Origin of the sequence: Psittacicella gerlachiana, from assembly GCF_003585965.1 — a bacterium.
GTDB lineage: Bacteria > Pseudomonadota > Gammaproteobacteria > Enterobacterales > Psittacicellaceae > Psittacicella > Psittacicella gerlachiana.
In genome coordinates this window covers 1-20,116 of record NZ_NRJF01000113.1, presented here as the reverse complement: position 1 = coordinate 20,116, position 20,116 = coordinate 1, and the positions used below count along the sequence as shown (strand labels likewise).

Annotated in this window: 14 protein-coding genes; 5 read left to right on the top strand and 9 right to left on the bottom strand. The window is 34.9% G+C overall.

Annotated features, from left to right (window positions below; genetic code table 11):
- Positions 1 to 674 precede the first annotated feature (674 nt).
- The 3 genes from CKF59_RS04335 to rpsO form a co-directional block, all read right to left on the bottom strand.
- Complete coding sequence (locus CKF59_RS04335; RefSeq protein ID WP_119534751.1) at positions 675 to 1,301, bottom strand: AzlD domain-containing protein; 627 nt, start codon at positions 1,299 to 1,301, stop codon at positions 675 to 677.
- A gap of 3 nt (positions 1,302 to 1,304) precedes the next feature.
- The gene (locus CKF59_RS04330) at positions 1,305 to 2,096 is read right to left on the bottom strand and encodes an AzlC family ABC transporter permease (protein WP_119534750.1); all 792 of its coding nucleotides are present in this window, start codon (positions 2,094 to 2,096) and stop codon (positions 1,305 to 1,307) included.
- A 159-nt stretch (positions 2,097 to 2,255) separates the two neighbouring features.
- Positions 2,256 to 2,525 carry a 30S ribosomal protein S15 gene (rpsO, locus tag CKF59_RS04325; protein ID WP_119534749.1) on the bottom strand — a complete coding sequence of 90 codons (270 nt, stop codon included), beginning with the start codon at positions 2,523 to 2,525 and terminating at the stop codon, positions 2,256 to 2,258.
- Between the two features lie 1,377 nt (positions 2,526 to 3,902).
- Between rpsO and CKF59_RS04320 the strand changes: the two genes are divergently transcribed.
- The 3 genes from CKF59_RS04320 (at position 3,903) to CKF59_RS04310 (ending at position 9,480) form a co-directional block, all read left to right on the top strand.
- Entirely contained in the window at positions 3,903 to 7,559 is a 3,657-nt protein-coding gene (locus tag CKF59_RS04320; RefSeq protein WP_119534748.1) for a S8 family serine peptidase, read from the top strand.
- 343 nt (positions 7,560 to 7,902) lie between these two features.
- The gene (locus CKF59_RS04315) at positions 7,903 to 8,151 is read left to right on the top strand and encodes a hypothetical protein (RefSeq protein WP_119534747.1); all 249 of its coding nucleotides are present in this window, start codon (positions 7,903 to 7,905) and stop codon (positions 8,149 to 8,151) included.
- 42 nt (positions 8,152 to 8,193) lie between these two features.
- Positions 8,194 to 9,480, top strand: coding sequence for a hypothetical protein (locus CKF59_RS04310; RefSeq protein ID WP_119534746.1), 1,287 nt, complete (start codon positions 8,194 to 8,196; stop codon positions 9,478 to 9,480).
- 179 nt (positions 9,481 to 9,659) lie between these two features.
- On the opposite strand, the gene CKF59_RS04305 is transcribed toward CKF59_RS04310, so the two are convergent.
- The 5 genes from CKF59_RS04305 to pstS all read right to left on the bottom strand — a co-directional run bounded on the left by CKF59_RS04305 (position 9,660) and on the right by pstS (position 14,161).
- Entirely contained in the window at positions 9,660 to 10,388 is a 729-nt protein-coding gene (locus tag CKF59_RS04305) for a PhoU domain-containing protein (RefSeq protein WP_119534745.1), read from the bottom strand.
- 34 nt (positions 10,389 to 10,422) lie between these two features.
- Positions 10,423 to 11,193 (bottom strand): phosphate ABC transporter ATP-binding protein PstB, encoded by a 771-nt coding sequence (gene pstB / locus CKF59_RS04300; protein WP_119534744.1) that lies wholly within the window; start codon positions 11,191 to 11,193, stop codon positions 10,423 to 10,425.
- A gap of 30 nt (positions 11,194 to 11,223) precedes the next feature.
- Positions 11,224 to 12,075 carry a phosphate ABC transporter permease PstA gene (gene pstA / locus CKF59_RS04295; RefSeq protein WP_425451163.1) on the bottom strand — a complete coding sequence of 284 codons (852 nt, stop codon included), beginning with the start codon at positions 12,073 to 12,075 and terminating at the stop codon, positions 11,224 to 11,226.
- On the bottom strand, positions 12,072 to 13,019 hold the full coding sequence (gene pstC, locus CKF59_RS04290) for a phosphate ABC transporter permease subunit PstC (protein WP_119534742.1): 948 nt from the start codon (positions 13,017 to 13,019) through the stop codon (positions 12,072 to 12,074). The genes pstA and pstC overlap by 4 nt, the downstream gene beginning before the upstream one ends.
- A 101-nt stretch (positions 13,020 to 13,120) precedes the next feature.
- The gene (gene pstS, locus CKF59_RS04285) at positions 13,121 to 14,161 is read right to left on the bottom strand and encodes a phosphate ABC transporter substrate-binding protein PstS (protein WP_222985581.1); all 1,041 of its coding nucleotides are present in this window, start codon (positions 14,159 to 14,161) and stop codon (positions 13,121 to 13,123) included.
- Positions 14,162 to 14,517: 356 nt separating this feature from the next.
- Between pstS and mutS the strand changes: the two genes are divergently transcribed.
- Together mutS and CKF59_RS04275 are read left to right on the top strand one after the other, a co-directional pair.
- Positions 14,518 to 17,445 carry a DNA mismatch repair protein MutS gene (gene mutS / locus CKF59_RS04280; RefSeq protein WP_222985579.1) on the top strand — a complete coding sequence of 976 codons (2,928 nt, stop codon included), beginning with the start codon at positions 14,518 to 14,520 and terminating at the stop codon, positions 17,443 to 17,445.
- Between the two features lie 71 nt (positions 17,446 to 17,516).
- Positions 17,517 to 18,092, top strand: coding sequence for a methylated-DNA--[protein]-cysteine S-methyltransferase (locus CKF59_RS04275; protein WP_119534739.1), 576 nt, complete (start codon positions 17,517 to 17,519; stop codon positions 18,090 to 18,092).
- A gap of 188 nt (positions 18,093 to 18,280) precedes the next feature.
- Here CKF59_RS04275 and CKF59_RS04270 read toward each other — a convergent pair whose 3' ends face one another.
- The gene (locus CKF59_RS04270; RefSeq protein ID WP_119534738.1) at positions 18,281 to 19,750 is read right to left on the bottom strand and encodes a DASS family sodium-coupled anion symporter; all 1,470 of its coding nucleotides are present in this window, start codon (positions 19,748 to 19,750) and stop codon (positions 18,281 to 18,283) included.
- Positions 19,751 to 20,116: the final 366 nt, after the last annotated feature.

Below are 20,116 nucleotides of genomic sequence, written 5' to 3'. Positions count from 1 at the left end.
GCATTAATGTCCTTTAATACGGTATACGGTATACGGCTTAAATTACACCTATGTTGTTAAGTTGTAGTGAAAAAAATAAAGTTATAAATAACTGTAATCTTTATTGAGTAAATACTCAGTTATTTGTTTCTATTATAAAGTAAATTAATAGTTTATGCATTAAATTTTTCTTTAATGCAAATGTATTTTCGTCTAAGTCTTTGTTTTTTAGTTTATATATAATTAAGTGTCTACTTACTAATAATTTTAGCCCTTGATTTTAGGTATTACTTATAGATATAAGTGCACAGCTATAAGTAAAATTTTACAAGCTAAATAAAATTAGTTAGTAAAAAAGTAAAGAAAATTATCTTTTGTTAATAATAATTATACCTGTTTTAGAGGTGAAAAATGGTAAAAATTATCATTAATTATCACTTAATAAGAAAGGATATGGGAAAGTTTTGAGAAAAATTGTAAGAACGAGATAAAAAAGAGGTAACTAGATTCCTAATTACCTCTTTTTTATGTGCTTTTTTTGAGTGGAAGCTTAAACTAGCTCGCTAAGTTAAATGATCAAAGATGATCATTTAACCTATCGAGAGGAATATAGAAAATTTTGAGAGTGAATTGGCTTGAGCTTTAGTGTAAGCTTAAGCCCAAAGATTTTGCTATGTTTTTGTATTCTTGTATTTTTACTTTTGCTCAGACTCTTGATTTGCTTGTTTTCCTTGTTCTTCGGACTCTTCCTGTTGACGAGCATGGAGCTTATCTGAAGCTTCAAGGGTGCGAGCTACTTTTTTAGCATCTACAGCTCCTTCGGTAAAAGTAAAGGTATCAATACTTGCTTGGGCTTCTTCTCTTTCTTCTGCTTTATTTGCTTCAGTTCTTTTACGACGACGTAAGGTTTTTAGAGGATTTAAGTTCGTAAACTTAGATCTTTGAGGCATAATACAAGCAATAATAATTGTAGCTACCCAAGGAACATTAACACAAGCAATCCCAAGGATTACGGCAAGTAAGGTACTTTTAAAACGAATATAAACTGCTAAAACTAGGACTAAAGCAAGAAGCTCACTGCCAATGAGTTGCCAATCTGCTTTAGCTCCATGATTGATATCTGGAATGGTAAGACTAGCAAGAGTTAGAATCGTCATAATACACAAGCTTAGATTACGGTTAAGAGCAACTAACCATTTCGCTTGCATAAATTTTTTGGGTACAAAAATTGGTAAAAAGCGTGTTAAGGAAGTTCCTAAAGCTAATACGAGGATCACCAGCAGAAGGTAACTAAATGATAGTTGAGATAAATCTACAGACATGGTTTATTGCTCCTCTTGTTGTAACTTTTTACTTTCATAAAAATTGCGTAATAAAATGCTAATTGCACAAAAGAGAATTGAGGCAAGGATGAGCCAATTATAAGCAAAAAGCTTAGCAATAATAAAAGCAATAATAGCAATGCTTAAGCCAAAGTAAGAACGACTTTTCTTAAATTGCTCATAGGCAAGAATTACAAATAAAGCTGCTAAGGCAAATTCGAGATGAGGGACAAGATTGCCTATAATTTTTCCTAGCACTACTCCGAGTACAGTAGAAAGAAACCAGTAAAAGTGCAGCATTAAATTAGTTCTTAAGAGATTAACTTCCCTTACTTTTTCTGGTTCAATTGACATTAGAGCAAATGACTGATCACAAATGGTTACAGCTTCAAACCAACGACGGAAAATATTTTTACTCATAGTTGGCATGAGGGCAATAGTATAAAAGACGTGACGTAAGCTAATCACAAAGGAAGTGATAAAGAGCGAACTTAAGCTTGCTCCTGAAGCGAGTAAGGGAATGGCAGTGAATTGTACTGATCCCGAAAAAACAATAATACTTGAAAGAATAACAAACCAAACCGGAAGACTAGCGTTAATCGCCAGAATTCCATAAGAACCACCTACGGCTAAAAAAGCAATAAAAATAGGTAAGGTTTTTTGAAAGAGTTCTTGCCAACTAATGAGATGTTCTGCATTAGCTGCAAATTCTTTGATTTTATCTTGTTGACTTTGAGGCGAATGAGAAAGATCTTTTTCCGCTTCGGTATCAGATTGTTGTGAAGGTGCTGTCATAGAATTAACGTAAATAGTAATTTGATTATTGATTTTAATTATGGATTTATAGTTGGATTTTCTAAATATAGAAAAAAAGACTTCCAGGACTAGCTGAAAGTCTTAATTGAATATATATTTATTGAAAAATTATTAAAAAGTAGGAACTTGCCTAAAAAATTAGCGACGTAAACCTAATGTACTTACGATGTTAACGTATTTTTGTACATCAGTACGTTTTAAGTAATCTAATAATTTACGACGTTTAGAAACCATACGTAATAAGCCACGACGACCGTGGTGATCTTTAGTATGAATACGGAAGTGTTCTTGTAAGTGGTTGATTTGCGCAGTTAATAATGCGATTTGTACTTCTGAAGAACCTGTATCCTTTTCTGTACGACCAAATTTAGCTAAAATTTCAGCTTTTTGTTCTGAACTTAGAGACATATTAAAATTTCCTATAATAAAAAAAATTTATAAAAACTCACCAGATACCGATCTCTAACTCAGTATTGGCGCAATTACTAAAGAGTATGATTTTTAATTGATCTACTTTAATAATTAATCCTGTATCACTTACAATTAAAAGGAATTATTTATCTTGTTGCGATTATGAACTTTAGAGTATTTATAATCAATAAATAAACTTAATTGCAAGGCGTTAAATATTATAACAAATATTTTTACTTTTGCGAAAAAAAATTGTCAGTTAGAGGCGTGAAGTTTTTGTAAGCAAGCGAAAAATGGCAATTAGAGACTAGGATAACCTCAATTAGCTATAAGAGTAATGACAACAAACTCTAAGATGAAACAGAAAAAACTTTATAATCCTTTGGCAGTTTAATTTTTGATTTGCTATAATAGAGAGCGAAAAAATTATGCTTACTTTTTAAAGCATAATGAAATAAAATTATAACTTGTCGGAAAATAATAAATTTATAGATGAGCTATAAAAAATTATAAACTTAATAACACCACGAAAGTCGCCATTTTGGGCGACTTTTTGTTTTTGCAGTTACTTGTTTGAGACTCCCTCAAAAAATTATATCAAGTTGTACTCAAAGTGTTGTTTAGTTTAAATCTAATTGAGAGGAGGCTTAAAGATTTCAAGAAATTGTTTATTGTAGAAGTTACAAGTTATTGTTAAGATTTTTAACTTTTGTAGTAAGATTGAGTTTTATATTACAGATTAAACAAAATAGATAGTAAAGTTGTTATATTGCTAAGTAAGAGTTTAGAGAAGATATCTTAAAGTAAATTCGATCTAAGAGGTAAAGTTTTTGTCTTCAAAAGAGAAGAGCTTTTATAGTTATTTTTTGTAGTGTGTTTTAGAAAAAAAGTATTATTTTGTAAAGAGTAAAGTTTGAAAAATTAGAAGGATCTAAAATAAAAATTCTCCTTACATTTGATAGTAGATTAGAGTATGTTAGCTATCATTTGTAATCTTTTTAGAGGGATTGAAAATAATTTTTTGTAAGCTTCTTAGGGAATTGAGGTTTGCACTTTTAGATGTTGTTATTTAATAGTAAAATATAAGGGTATCTATTTTAGTAGTAGTCTACTAAAAGTTGGCATAGATATTAAGATAAAAAAAGTGGCAACTTCTTAAAGAAGAGCTTTTAAGAAGTATTTATCAAACACTGCAAGATTACTTTTTTGGTTAAAAGTAAACAACAAAATTTAATGTTATTTTAGGTAGTCCTCATTAAGCCCAAAGTTTTCCTCAACTTATATAAATAGATTTAAATTATTTCCGTTTTACTATACTTCCTAAGAAACGATTAATTTTTTTGTTCTTGCCCTAAAAATAGATTATTTTGAGATATGAAAGAGCATAAATTAAATCGCTTAAACGCTTCTATTATTGCGATCTTATCGGCTACAGCCTTATCTGCTTGTGGCGGTGGTGGCGGTAGTAGTGGTAGTTCCTCCTATACTTCATCCTCTTCAACTTCAAGCTCAACCCCAATTAGTTTAACCGATTACAATACTTCGCTAGCTACGAATACAACGACTGGTAATGCAAGTAATGATCAAAATACAACTGTAGCGAATTACGCTTATACCAATAGCAGTGCTCAAACCGCAGCTAATACCGCATTTAATAGCTCGCAAACTGCAAATGTAAACGGTTTTACTCTTTCACACACAGGTTATACGACCCAAGCCTTTTCCAATTGGCCAAATGTATCAGTGACGGTTAATGGTACTGCCACTAATCGTGCAATCAATTACAATAACCTTTTTGCCATGGGCTTCTTGCCTTTAGTATCAGGGGGTACTTCAGCGGTAAACTTTTATGTTCCGGTAACGCAAAACTCTACTAGCACCATGAATGCTACTGCGACTTTAGGACAAGGTTCAGGATACTTTACCGGTAGTAATGTTAGCGTGGGGATGGTTGATGGTTCTTTCAATGCCTCTTGGAGTGGCTTTACTTCTTCTAATTTAACTGAAGTGAAGATTACTAATCAAACGAATGGATCAGGTGGTACGACCATTCTTGGCTCAAGTAATGACCATGGAACTAAAGTGGGAGCAATTATGGCTGCCCAACGTAGTTCGACCTATAGTGGGTTAACTCCAAATGTAAAGCTTTACTATAATGTGTTAAATAAATATTCAGCTAATAATTTATTAGGGGATATTTATAAGGCTATGTACGTTTATAAGCCGGCGGTAATTAATAACTCTTATTATATTCCTTATACAACTTCATCTTCTAGTTCTACTTCATCTGCTGAAAGCTATAAAGGGCAAATCCAAGCAACTGCTTATGAAAATGCGTTAGCAGGTTTAAAAACGGTAACGGCAAATGCGGATACCCCATTATTTGTCTTCACTACTGGTAACGAAGATGATTACGTATCGTGGTTAAAGACACAAGATTATAATACTTCGAATTGGTCAAACGTTAACTTTGGTCCAGCTTTAGATACTAATTCTTCGCTGTATAACTTTGTTACCGCAGATACCAATATCTCCGATAATTTATTAGCAGTTACCAGTTACTCTCTAGATATTAATGGAGAGTACTCTGCAGTAATTAATGCTACTAAAAACTCTATTTCAAATGGAAGTTTAAATACTACCGCTAATGGGACAACTGAGATTTCTCCAGAACTCTTTATCATGGGTTATGAGGGGAATACGACTAATGCTTCAGTAGCAGTTCAATGTGGGGTATTAAAATGGAGCTGTTTAGCAAGTTCTTGGTCGTGGAGTATTGCGAACTATAGTAATGGTAATTATACTGGCTTCTCGGGTACTTCGGCTTCAGCACCAATTGTGAGCGCAGCTGCTGCCATGGTAAAAGAGCAGTTTGATTGGATGACCGCAAAACAAATCAAAACTACGCTTTTAACTACAGCTTACGATGTAGGCGACACTGGAGTGGATAGCGTATTTGGTTGGGGAATCCTAGATGCTTCTTTAGCTTTAAATGGTCCAGCAGCTTTTGTGTTTGGTGACTTTGTTGCAAATATTTCAGGTACGGGTAAACGCTATTGGTTCAATAATAATATTACTGGTAGTGGCGGCTTAATTGTTAATGGTACTTCAACCAGTGATCAATTAGTTTTAACGGGTAGTAACAATACTTATACTGGGGATACCATTGTTAATGGTGGAGCTTTAGTTTTACAAGATAAAAAATCTGCAGGACTTAATGCAACTAATGAAGCTTATGTTTCTTTAGGTGGTAGTCATGTTTATGTAAACTCTAATGGTTCTTTCTATACTTATAATGCTCGCATAGCTAACTTAACTAACAATGGTTATACGCAAGTGTATAACACTACGGTAACCGGTAACTTTGTTAATAAAGAAAATGCAACTTTAGCTACGAATTTAACTACGGTATTTAATGTTAACGGTAGTGTAACTCTAGATGGAACTTTAGCGATCTTAGGTACGAGTACATATGTGTCTACTGGCAATATGACTCAAGTAAAAGTTATTAATGCGACCAATATTTCAGGAAGCTTTGATAAAATTTACTCAGATTATGATGGTTCTGCTACGGTAAACTATACGGTAGGACAGGCGAGTGATGGAGTATATGTAAATATTACTGCAACTAATACGAGTACTTATTTAACTTCAACAAGTTTAACGAGTAGTGATAGCCAAGCTGCAAGTGTAGGAGCATCTTTAGTCGATAGTCTATTAACGAGTGCTAATAATGCAGTGTTAGAAAATTCAACTTCTAGCGGTTTAATTTCCTTAACTGCGAGTACTACTGAGACCTCAACTACCGAAGAAAGTTCAGTAAGTGTTACCGGTGAAACTAATGGTTTATCTTTAACTTCAAGCTATTATGCAAGTGTTGAGGGAGATAATGTTGTTTTAGCTTCGCAAGCTAGTGAAACTAGTCAGCCAACAGCACAAACCCAAACAACAGAAGTAAGCTTAACTGCTACCGATGATGAAAGTAGTAGTGAATCTACGGCAACTTCAAGTGATACCACTTTAACTTCAGCAGCAATTGCGATCCAAAGTTTAAGTGCTGAAGAATTAAATGCTCTATTATTAAGAGCTTCAGGTACGGTATATAGCAATTTACTGCAAGCAACTAGTCAACAAGCTCGTACAAATATCTTAGACTTTACTCAAGTGAGTTTAGGACGCTTTGCTGGTCTTGATCAACAATGGCATGCTTATGTACAAGCAGGTTACCGTTGGCAAGATTGGAAGAGCAAGGCTACCAGTGTTAAAGGACACTTAGATAGTAACTCTTACACCGTAGGAGCCTATACGCAAACGGCTAATGGTTACAATTTAGGTTTTGCAGTCCAAAGCTTAAATGGTAACTGGGATGAGGGTAATACTAATAATGATATCACCGCTGCTTTTGCGAAAGTAAAATCTTATGGCTTTAGTGCAAGCTTTGGTAAGGCTTTAGCTACTACTTACTATGGTGCAAGTGTGTATGCTAATTTCCACGACTTTGACGTAACGCGTTCGGTAATTAGTTATGCGGATCAAAAAGCTAAATTCCGTACTCAAAGTTTTGGTTTAGATGTTAAAGCGGGTTGGTTAGCTCTAGGTAATTTCAATACTGGTTTAATTGTTGAAGGTGGTTTAACCACTGAGTTTAATCATCAAAATGCCTTTAATGAAACTGCAGCTAATAGTGCAACCTCATTATTATCTTTAAATACTAAGAGTCGTTGGACAACTCAACTTTATGCTAATGCAGGAGTTAGAGCTTATGCTAACTTTAGAGTGTTTGGTTTAAGTTCAACTTTAGATGCAGGATTAAGTTTAAATAGTAAACTTGCAGGACAAGATTTTAAACTTAAATTAGCAAGTGGAGGTACTTCAGGACAAGTATTTAATAATGATTTCCTTGCTCGTTTAAATCTAGGTTATGCGGTGAATGTAACCGAAAACCTACGTATTCGTTTAGCTGGGAATCTTGAAAAATCTTCAACTTGGACTGAAAAATCAGTTAAACTTGGTTTAGATTATAAATTCTAATTAAAGTTTATTAGTCTATTTCTTTAATAATTACTTAAGATTCCAAGTTTGTCAGAGACATATCTGAGCTGATTCTGAACTCTTTAATTATTAAGTAAAGTTAAAAAGAGAGCAAGAGGTACTTAACCTCTTGCTCTCTTTTCTTGTGCTTAACTTAGGTAAATGATAATTTATTTTCATAGATAGAGGCTAGAGGATGAATCCTAAAAATTTAGCTTGGGATAGGAGAAAATTAAAAGTAACCTACTTAGGTAAATCTTATTAATATTTAGCACTTTTGCTCTCAGATGTGCCATAATTGTATTTATAGTAATTACTACCTTAAATGTCTAGATGAGAGACTATGAAGAGAAATTTAGTAGATATTCCTCCTAAGCAAATAAAACTGCTAAAAGCTAAAAATAGCACTTATGTATATCGTAGAGGTAAAAGTTATAGAGATGCTGAGGGAAAGGTAAAAAGGGAAACCGATATTTGTATTGGCAAATATGATCCTGTACAGCACAAATTAATTCCCAATAAAAACTACTATCAACTGTATAACTTAGAAATGCCGGTTGAAAATTTAGAGTTCGAGTATACGCTGCTATAGCAAAAAACGGCAGAGTATTCTAATGGATATACATCGACCTATATGCAAATTGCACGAAAATTAGGGATTGCAGAGCTTTTAGAGGTGCAAGGTTCTGCCTTTGCCAAACAAATTCTTCATCTTGCTGGATATATTATTGAAAATACGAATCAACTCGAGGATTTTGCTCAATGGGCAAGTGATCAAGAGCTTGAGGAGACTTTTATTTTAAGTTCGCAAGAGTTAGAAGAATTGTTTTCTGGGATTGATGAAGAGTTTATTCAAGAGTTTATAGTTGCTTGGAACAAGATTAAGCAAGAGTATTTAGTTTATGCTATCACAGCTAAAGATACATATAGATCTCAACTCTTGGAAGGTGATTTTTATGGAGATGATGAGTATTTAGGGCAAGTTAATTTAGGAGTGTTCTTAGGTAAAAAGAGCGGTTTACCTTTAGTTTACCAATGGTCTTTTGCTGATATTAAGCAAAGCTCTCTTTTGGCAATCTTTGAAATATTGCAAATTAATCAGCCAAGTAAGTTAACTCTAGTTTTAGCTCCTAGTGAAGCTAACTTAAGTGTACTTCAAGATTTTAAGTTTTCGAATAGCTACTTTATTACTCCTTTATCTCCAGCCTTAGCCTTATTTAAGGAACTTATTGCTACCTCTCATCCTCAAGCTCTAGGGCAAGCACATAGGGTTTATGCAGATGACGAAAATATTTTAGCGACAAGTAAGTTAACTAACTGTCAGGGATTAGAAGTAAAGGCTCATCTTATCTTTAACTTAGAACAAAAGTTAGAGCAAGCTTCTAGCTTTGCAAGTAATTTATCAAGGTATCAAAAAGATGGTGAAATTTTAGTTAGCTTAGGAAAGCCTCTTCCACCACAACTTGAGCAATATTTTATGTTTGAAATCGACGCTCAAGGACAAGTTAAATTTCAAGTTAAGCAGCCAGCTCTAGATCAAGAGTTAAAATATTTTGGCTATAGTATATTTCTGACTAACAACTTAGATCTCAGCACTCAAGAGGTTATGGTAAGTTACTCTAAGAAAGATTATATCGAACAGGCTTTTGCTAATGTCGCTAGTAATCTTGGCTTACCAAGAAACTTTGCAAGCAGTTTAGTAATGGAGGGGAGATTATTTGTGGCATTTGTCGCTTTAATTATACAAACCTATATGCGGAATTGTTTAAAGCAAGCAAAAGCAACGGAATACTTAACCTTAACTCAAGTAATTCGCGAGTTAAAACGCATTAAACTGTCGGCAACAGATAGCAACTTTGCAAGAATCAGATTAACACAAAAGCAAAAGAATCTCCTTGCAATTTTGGGGATTACTCTTTGAGCATAGGGGATTCCTTCTTCAAGGTATTGGAGATTAGCGGAGATCTTTTGAATCAGCTTAGAAAAAATTTGATTTTACTTTTGAGGTTTGTACCAAGGTGAGAAAGTTAAACTAAAAAATCCTCCGAACTTTATGATAAAGTTCGGAGGATTTTTCTTATGTAAGTCTATTTACTCAAATTAAGCTTTATTTTTTTCACCATGTAACTCTTGATACATTTGCGTGAAAACAGAACTTGTTGGTGTAACTCCTTTAGAGTAGTAGTAAACATACTCATTAAGGTTACGACAACGATCACCAATACGTTCAATTTGACGTAAAGCAATTACGACAATAAAGTACTCTTTTAAGTGTTCTAAGTTTAATTTAGCTTCTTCAACAATCGCACGGAAGATATCTTTATATTCAATACGATAATTATCTTGTACATAAATTTCACAAGCTGAATTTAAGTCCAGAGAAATTAAAGCTTCAGTACTTTTACGGAGTAAAGTAATCGAGTGTTCTGCAAAATGTTCAATTCTTTCAATTAAACTATTGATTACGTGTTGAGATTTGCGTGCTGATTCACAGATCTTAATTACTGTGTCTCCAATACGCTCAAATTCAGAAGCTGCTCTTACGACTGCAAACACTAAACGTAAGTCTTGAGCTTTAGGTTGGTGTTTAGCAATTAAGTATAAACAGTAATCGTGAATTTGGATCTCTTGTTTATTTACATATAAATCGTTATCTAGAATTTGTTGCGCTCTTTCGTCAATTGTAGACTTATCTTCAACACGGAAAAGGGCAATTGCTTCTTTTAATTGTTTTTCCACCATGGCACTCATGGTTTTAACCATCTCTAACGATTTCTCTAAATCTTCATCAAATTGCACACGGGTGTGTCTTTTAGAACTTAAAACCATTTTAATATCGCCTTTTTTTAAACAATTATTAAGATTAGCCGAAACGACCTGTTACATAGTCTGAGGTACGTTGATCTTCAGGGTTCATAAAGATCTTGTCGGTTTCGTCATACTCTACTAATTCGCCAAGGTACATAAATGCAGTGTAATCAGAAACACGCATTGCTTGTTGCATTGAGTGAGTTACAATTAAAACCGTATAGTCGCCTTTTAATTCCATAATAAGCTCTTCAACCGTAGAGGTAGAAATAGGATCAAGAGCTGAGCATGGTTCATCCATTAATAATACTTCAGGTTTTACCGCAACTGCACGCGCAATGCAAAGACGTTGTTGTTGACCTCCCGAGAGAGAGTTTCCTGATTTGTGGAGTTTGTCTTTTACGTCTTTCCATAGAGCAGCTTTAGTGAGAGCCCATTCTACTCGTTCGTCAAGTTCATCTTTGGTAAGCTTTTCGTGGTGTTTAACCGCAAAAGCGATATTATCATAAACTGACATAGGGAAAGGAGTAGGACGTTGGAATACCATTCCCACACGAGTTCTTAACTCCATTAAGTCAAAATCAGGATTGAGGATATTTTCACCTTCAAGAAGAATTTGTCCTTCAGCTCTTTGTTCAGGATAAAGATTGAACATACGATTAAAGGTTCTTAATAAAGTTGATTTACCACAACCAGATGGACCGATAAATGAAGTTACCGATTTAGCTTTGATTTTGAAGTTAACATCTTTTAAACCATGGAAGTTACCATAGTAGAAATCAAGATTTTTCACTTCAATTTTTACATCTTGAGGATCAAGAATCATTGTATTATTTCCTATAATAAACTGCGTGAATTATGCTTTACTTTTATTTACAGCATAGCGAGCGATTAAGTTTAATAGTAGAATTGATACGGTGATAATAAGTACTGCTGCCCAAGCTAAGTCAATCCAGTTTTGATATGGACTTAGAGCGAACTTATAAATTACCATAGGTAAAGTCGCAGTAGGTTCAGTAATATCAATATTCCAGAACTGGTTGTTTAAACTCGTAAAGAGTAAGGGACCAGTTTCTCCGGCAATACGAGCAATTGATAATAATAATCCCGTAAGAATTCCTGACCACGAAGCTTTGAGGGTTACATGGAGAATAGATTTATATTTTGGTAAACCTAAAGCTGCTGAGGATTCACGTAGGTGATTAGGAACCATTTGTAGCATATTCTCAGTAGTACGAATTACTACCGGGATTTGAAGCAGAGATAAAGCTAAGGCACCAGCAATCGCACTAAAGCCTCCCATTGGGGTTACAACCACAATAAAGATAAAGAGACCAAGAACTATTGAAGGAGCTGAAAGGAGAACGTCGTTAATCGTACGTAAACATTCAGCAATAAAAGATTTTTTGCCATACTCTGCAAGATAAATTCCTGATAATACCCCAAGTGGTGTTCCAATTAAGGTTGCAATAATACAAACAATAAACGAACCAACAATTGCATTAAGTAGACCGCCTGGTTCATTTGGAGCTGGGGTCATTTGGGTAAAGGTCGCTAAACTTAGACCATTTATCCCTTTATAAATAATTAGCGCCGTAATCCAAACTAGCCAAAATAAGCAAAAGATTACACAAAAGTAAGCAAAAACGGTTGCCAGTTTGTTTTTAAATTGGCGCATACGTTTACGGGTATTGGGTTTTGCCATTATTTACCATCCTTTCTCGCTGAGAACTTAATAATTGCTTTTGAAGCTAGAAGTACGAGGAAAGTAATTACAAAGAGAATTAGACCTAATTCTAAAAGTACTGCTGTATATAATCCCTCAGAAGCTTCAGCAAAGTTGTTTGCAATTACCGAAGTTATAGTTGATAAAGGTTGGTATAGAGAAATACCATGAAGATTAAAGGTATTACCTATAACAAAGGCTACAGCCATGGTTTCACCAAGGGCACGACCTAAGCCTAGCATTACCCCAGACACTAGACCTACACGACATGAAGGAACAATAATATTATTAATACTTTCCCAACGAGTAAGTCCCATGCCATAAGCTGATTCTAAAAGAATCTTCGGGGATTGATTAAAGATATCAGTCATGGTCGAGGTAATAAATGGAATTACCATAATTGCAAGAATAATCCCTGCTGGTAATAGTCCTAGCCCCCAAGCTGGACCTGCAACTAAAGCTCCAATAAAAGGAACATTGCCTATGATATTTTGTAAAGGAATTTGGAAGTATTCACTAAAAATTGGAGCAAATACCATTAATCCAAACATCCCGAAGACAATCGAAGGCACAGCCGCCAGTAACTCGAGCAGGTTTTTAATGATTCCTTTTAGTTTTGGAGGGCAAATATAAACGAGAAATACTGCCGTAAAAAAACTAACCGGAGTTGCAATTAGTAAAGCGATTAAGGAAGTAACCAAAGTACCCACAATTGGAATTAAGGCTCCAAATTGCCCTTTACTAGGTTGCCAGTCACTAGACCAAAGGAAACTAAAGCCAAAAGCTTTAAAGCTTGGAATAGATTGCACCACTAGAGAAAGGATAATTCCGACCAAAACTACCAAAACAAATAGGGCAGCCAGATAAACAATAAGGGTAAAGACCTTATCGGCGGTTTTACCTTTTGCTAATAAATTTTTACTCATAATATTTTACAAAAGTAGAGGTAAGGCTCAGAAAGCTCACCATATCAAATTAACTACTCTTTAGCTCTTGAGAACAAGTAGTGTTTGTTTATGGAGTTGCATTATTCTGGTAATGCAAAAGTTTGAGGATTACTTAAGATTTTTGTAGCCACTTCGGTTGAAAATGGTGTATACATGAGGCTGGTTGTTTCAGCTTGTTGTTGCAACATACCAAAACTAAAGAAATCTTTGAGTAATTCTTTTTTCGGGCTATCACGATGAATTAAAATAAAAGTAATCGCATTAATTGGCCACGCCTCTTCACTTGGAGTATTACTCACATTCGGAGTTAAACTACTCCAGTCGGCAGCTTGAATCGCTGCTTCAAAAGCTTGTTCAGTTGGACGTACAATTGCTCCATACTGATTTTTCATGGCAGCCACGCCCATGTGCATAGTTTTGGCATAACCATATTCCATATAGCCTATAGCTCCATAAACTCTAGGTAATACGGCTGCTACTCCCTCGTTTCCTTTACCACCAAGGCCAATTGGGAAGTTTATAGTTTTACCAACTCCATATTTTTGGTTGAACTCAGGAGAAACTTCAGCAAGATATTTACTAAAGTTATATGTAGTACCAGAACCATCCGAACGGAATAATACAGCAATGTATAGATCTGGTAATTGTAAACCTGGATTTAGTTCTTGAATTCTTGGGTCATTCCATTTAGTAATTTTACCCATATAAATATCGGCAACAACCGGACCATCAAGAACAATTTTGTCGTTGAGTTCACGGAGATTTACAGCTAAAACTATAGCTCCACCTAAAGCAGGGAATTGAAACAAATTATTTTGGTCGAGTTCTTCTTGCGACAAAGGATAGTCACTAGCACCAAAGTCAACAAGAGAAGCTTTAATTTGTTTGACGCCACCACCAGAACCTATAGATTGATAGTTAACTAAGATTTTGAACTGCTCTGCAAAATTAGTTGCCCACTTAGAGTATACGGGAGCAGGAAAAGAAGCTCCAGAACCTACAATTTGGTTTTGAGGTGTTTCCGCATACACTTTAGTAGTAATAGTAGCGATAGTGCATACAATAGTTAACACTAGAACTTGAGTCAGCTGTCTCAGTCTTCGAGTTAAAATATTAATCATATAAAACATTCTCATTTGTGAAAAGTCTTTGTGTATTATACCACGGAGAGGCATAAGCCTACACACAGTTTTCTCAATGTTTATGAGGGAAAATCAAAAATTTAAGAAAATAAACAGATGAATATTTTCTTGATGTTAAAACTATTAACAAACAAAGTCTTCTCTATAGGTATAATAGAGAAAAAAACTTTGCTTATTATATGTTTTTTGAAAGAAAAATGCGAAGAAATTTCTCAACTCTTTTTTATTTTAAGAAAAAGTAAGGTGGGATGACCTCCATAAATGAGAATGAGTTTTTTCATGTTTTCGTAAAAAAGTTTTTTAATAAAGAATCCTTAAATCATTTTTTCACTTTCATGACAAAAAATAAATCAGAACAAGAATCTATCCGTAAAAAGAAAACAAGCAGTGAGTATACCCAAGCAATTAATTTTGGAGAGCTTTTAGGAGAAAGCAATTTTTCTTCTCAAGCTATGGATCTAGCTCCTGAAGAAACGACCTCTGTGTCAACTTCTTGCTCTGAACCTCCATCTGATTTTAAGCAGGTGGTAGCCTTAACTGCTCATCTTGATCCTCAACAATTAGCCCAACTCCAAGCTGAATATGATCAAGATGTCACTCAAGCCATAAGTAAACTGGCTGGACATACTTCTAATCAAGAGCAAATTATTAGTGGTTTACAAAATTATCAAAGTTTAGATGTAATCTATACCGATGAATCTATTGCTCAAGCTTCACCTATGCTTAAGCAATATTTACAAATTAAACGTGAACATCGAGATAAAATTATTTTCTTCCGTATGGGAGATTTTTATGAGTTTTTCTTTGATGATGCTGTAGTTACTGCTAAAGAACTAAGTCTAGCTGTTTCTTCACGTCAAAGTCATATGGGAGTTGTAGTCCCTATGGCTGGGATTCCTCATCATGCTTATGAAGCCTATGCCGCTAAGTTAGTAAGTAAAGGCTATTCGATTGCTATTTGTGAGCAAACCTCAGATCCTAAAGCTAAAGGCTTAACTGAGCGTGGGGTAGTAAGAATCTTTACCCCAGGAACTCTTTCAGAAGACAGTTATCTCCCCGCTCGTGATAGTAAACCTCTTTGTGCGGTTTATAGTGACTATTTACATTATATTGTAGCGTTACTTGATGTTTCTTCAGGTTTTGTGGAAGTTAGTAAACTTGATAATTATCAAGATTTTATTAATCGAATTCAACAATATAATCCTGCAGAAATTATTTATAGCGATGCGAATTTAGTTGCTGATGGACAATTACAAAAGTTTCACTGTACGCAAGTAGAGAGCAGTTACTTTCAGGGACGAGCTCCTTTAGATAATATTCGTGCGGTATATGGACACGAGCAAGTTGAGCGTTTTAAAGAGTATAAGAATTTAATTCCCGCTACCGGAGCTCTTATTAAATATGTGCAAGAAACCCAAATGGTAGTACCAAGTCATTTACAAATACCACATTTTTCTCATGAAAGTGACTTAGTACTGCTCGATAGTGCAAGTGTGCATAATCTCGAGTTATTTGCTACTACGAGTGGAGAAAGGGCTTCGAGCTTTGTCGAAGTTTTAGATACTTGTTCCTCGACCATGGGGGCTCGTTTATTCCGCCGTTGGGTACGTCAACCAACCCGTAATCTTGCTCACTTAGAACAAAGGCTAGATTATGTAGAAACTTTTCTCAAGCATGATCGAGCTCGTCAGCAATTAATTACTCTATTAAAGTCGTTAGGGGATATTGAACGTATTGTTGCTCGCATCTCTCTCCAAAATGCTTCACCACGAGATATTGGGGAATTAAGAAATAATTTATTAATTATTCCGCATATTAATAAGATCTTTGCTGAGTACGAACTACCAATTGCCAGCTTAGATGAGTTAGTGCCGTTAAAGAACTTACTCCTTGCTGCTCTCGAAGATAAGCAACCTATGTTTTTACGAGATGGAGGGGTTATTCGTTCGAGCTTTAATGAGCAGCTAGCAGATTTACGTAATGTGCGAGAAAATGTACTCGAAGTCTTAGCTCAATTTGAAGCTCAAGAAAAAGCTCGTACCGGAATTGAGAGTTTAACTGTAAAACTCAATAATCAAAATGAAATGTATATTAATATTCCGACAGGGAATGCTAATAATCTAGAGAGAATTCCGGATAATTATATTCACAAGCAATCTTTAAAGAATGCTCGAAGATTTGTTACTCCTGAACTGCGCGAGTTGGAAATTAAATATGGAGCTTCGGAACAACAGATTGCCGAATTGGAAAAAAATCTCTTTACCGCTATTCTTGAAGCTTTAAAAGGAGAATTGAGATATATTCAAAACCTTGCTAATCACTTAGCTCGTCTTGATGTATTTGTGAGTTTTGCCCAATTGGCATTTAGTAATAATTATGTGCGTCCAAAATTTAATGCTGAACATAAACTAGAAATTACTCAAGGACGTCATCCCGTAATTGAAAAACTTTTACGCACTCCTTTTATTGCTAATGATACGCAAGCAAATAGTACCCAGAGTTTACAAATTATTACCGGTCCGAATATGGGAGGTAAGTCTACTTACATGCGTCAAAATGCCTTAATAGTTCTTATGGGACTTATAGGTTCTTTTGTTCCTGCAAACCAAGCGAATATTCCTTTAGTAGATAAAATTCTTACAAGGATTGGTGCTTCAGATGATATTTCTACGGGTAAATCTACTTTTATGGTAGAAATGTCTGAAATGTCTTATATTCTCGCTAATGCGACCGAGAACTCTTTATTGTTAATTGATGAAATAGGACGAGGAACAAGTACTTTTGATGGTTTAAGTTTAGCTTGGGGCTGTGCCCAATATCTTGCACAAAAAGTAAAAGCTTTAACTTTCTTTAGTACTCATTATTTTGAGCTAACAGCTTTAGCCGAACAACTAGATAATGTTATAAATCTATCAGTAGAGGCTATAGAACATAATGAGCAAATTTCTTTCTTACATGAAATTAAACCTGGAACTGCCTCTAAGTCTTATGGTTTAGCTGTAGCAAAACTTGCAGGCGTACCGGCAGAGGTGTTAGCTATAGCTCAAGCTCAACTACATAATCTTTCACAGCAAGAAAGTCAAGGTGATAAAGCTAATTTACAACTAGTTGAAGTAGCTACTGTAGCTCAGGAAGCAAGTTTAACGCCAAGTCAACAAGAGGCTTTAGCTTTAATTCAACAAGCTAATCTTAATGAGTTAACCCCAATTAGTAGTTTAGCTCTGTTAGAACGCATTCAAATGTTGTTAAAGCAAGATCATTAGTTTATAAACCTAGAAAATTTTCAATTGTGAAAATTTTTCTAGGTTCTTTTTAGCTGAAGGTAATATTGATTATGAAGCAAACTCAAGAAGAACCAGGATTAGTTTTAGCTAAAACATTGTTTGCCTTTAAACGAGAACAAGAGTTAACTTATGAGTTTATTTCAACTCCTTTAGGACAAATGCTAGCTCTTTTTTCTCGACAAGGCTTGTGTTGGTTACAGTTTTGGCAAGGAGAAGGGGTAGCAAAAATTCAAGCTTTAGCTTCGAGCTTTGCCATTAGCCTGCTTCCTCAAGCAACTACAGAGGGGATAAGGTTGACCCGAGAACTTGAGCAATATTTTGCGAGGAAAAGAGAAGAATTTACCATTGCTCTAGATTTAGTAGGAACTCCTTGGCAATTAAAAGTGTGGGCAAGCTTACAAGCTATTCCTTATGGGCAAACTATTTCTTATCTGCAACAAGCTCAAGATTTACAGCAAAGGCAAGCAGTAAGAGCTATAGCTCAAGCTAATAGTAAAAATCCTATTGCGATATTAATTCCTTGTCATAGAGTTATTCGTAATAATGGAGAACTTGGAGGTTATTATGGTGGGGTTGAGCGAAAGAAATGGTTATTAGCCTTAGAGCAAAGAGAAAGGCAAGAGTAAAAGTTTGAGGTAAGTTCTTTTTAAGAGAATATGAGTTTAAAAGTTGCAATTACTGCGAGCCATTAATAATAAAAGGTCAGGAGGGTGATAAGCACCAACCTGACCTTTTCTTATCATTTACAATGCAATAATGTTTGATTAAATAAACAATTGTTGTAAAGATTTATTGGCAAACGTTTAGTTTGTTTTTACCAAAAACCAAGAATTTTCCACCAAACGCCACCAATAAAAATAAATACTAAAAGATTAACTACACTCATGACAAAGCCTGCTTTCCACCATTGAGGTAGAGTAACATAACCTGAAGAGAAGATTACAGGGGATGTTCCCGTTGCATAGTGAGTTAGAGTCATCATGAGGCTTGAAGCAGCTGCCATCATAAGACTAAAGAGCATTGGAGGAGCTCCAATTGCAATTCCTGCGGTGAGGAAAGCTCCTAACATTGCTGAAATATGAGCGGTAGTTGAAGCAAAGAAGTAATGGGCATACATATAAGCAAGTAGTAGTAAAATACTTGCACTTAACCAACCTAAGCCAAGATGGGTAATGCCATTTTGCATATGCTGTGAAGCCCAATCAATTAAGCCAAGACGGTTTAAGAAGGTTGCCATCATAATTAAAGCAGCAAACCAAATAATGGTATCCCAAGCAGCTTTTTCTTCAAGAATATCTTGCCAAGTTAAACAACCAGTTAAAAGTAAAATAGATAAACCAATAAAAGCTGTAGTAGTGGCATTTACCGCAAAGCTTGGACCAAATAACCAAGCAGGAATCCCTGCCCAAAGTATAAGCATTAGGGCAAAACTCGCTAGCATAATTTTTTCTTCGAGTTTCATTGGTCCTAGTTCTTTGAGTTTGCTCTTAGCAAAGTCTACGGCATTTGGGGTTGCTTTAATTTCAGGTGGATACATTAAATATAACACCAAAGGCATTAAGAACAGGCACAGTAGCCCAGGTAAAAGCATGGCTAAGGCCCAGGTTCCCCAACTTAAACTAAAAGAAGAGTTAGTGGCTTTAGCAATTAAATCTACCACTAGTGGATTTGGAGAAGTGGCAGTAATAAACATAGCTGAGGTAATAGGATTAGCATGATAATTAGTTAAAGCTAAATATCTACCAATTAAGCCTGAAGTACCTTTTTCTGGTTTAGAGTCATAACTACTAGCAATTGACTTCATTACCGGATGGATAATACCACCTCCACGAGCAGTATTACTCGGCATTACCGGAGCAAGAATTAATTCAGAAGTGGCAAGAGCATAAGAAATTCCTAAAGTTCTTTTTCCCCACATGGCAATAAAGAGATAGCCAATTCTTGCTCCAAGACCGGTTTTAAGAAGTCCTCGAGCAATCATAATTGAAATCCCAATGAGCCAAATTAAAGGATTGCTAAATTGACTTAAGACATCTCTAATTGCTCCATTAGCATTTTGATTAGTTACTTCGGTAAGACCAACGATGGCAAGAGCAATAATTGAAATAGCTCCAATAGGCATGGCATTACCAATTATGGCTACAATCATCGCAATAAAAATTGCTAAGAGATGCCAAGCATCTGTAGTAACTCCTTCAGGAACAGGAATTACAAACCAAAAGAGTAGACCTACAACCAAGGCTATAGTAGCGGGTAAAGGTTTAAATCCAAGTTTTAAGGTCATAGACTCTCCTTAAAAAATCAATATCTAAAGAGGTAAATTCATTTTTTACCTCAAGTGTAATGTATGTATAAAAATAATCTATATTTTCTATTTAATTACATAATTGTAAACTTGTAAAGAATAAAGGATAAGAAAAGCAGAGTTGGTGAGGTAAGTGTTTGATAATTAAGTGAAGAAAAATGGTTTTCTTAGCGAAAACCCTTAGAAAGAAAAAGTCAATGCTGCTTGAGGCATGTAAAAAAATAAAACTCAAAGAAAATAAAGAGGATTTATTTTCTTTGAGTTTTGTTTGCTTAAAGATTAATTTATTTGTGCTTTAAGGATTAATCTTTATCTTGTTCTGTTGTATCTTTGCTAGGTTCAGCT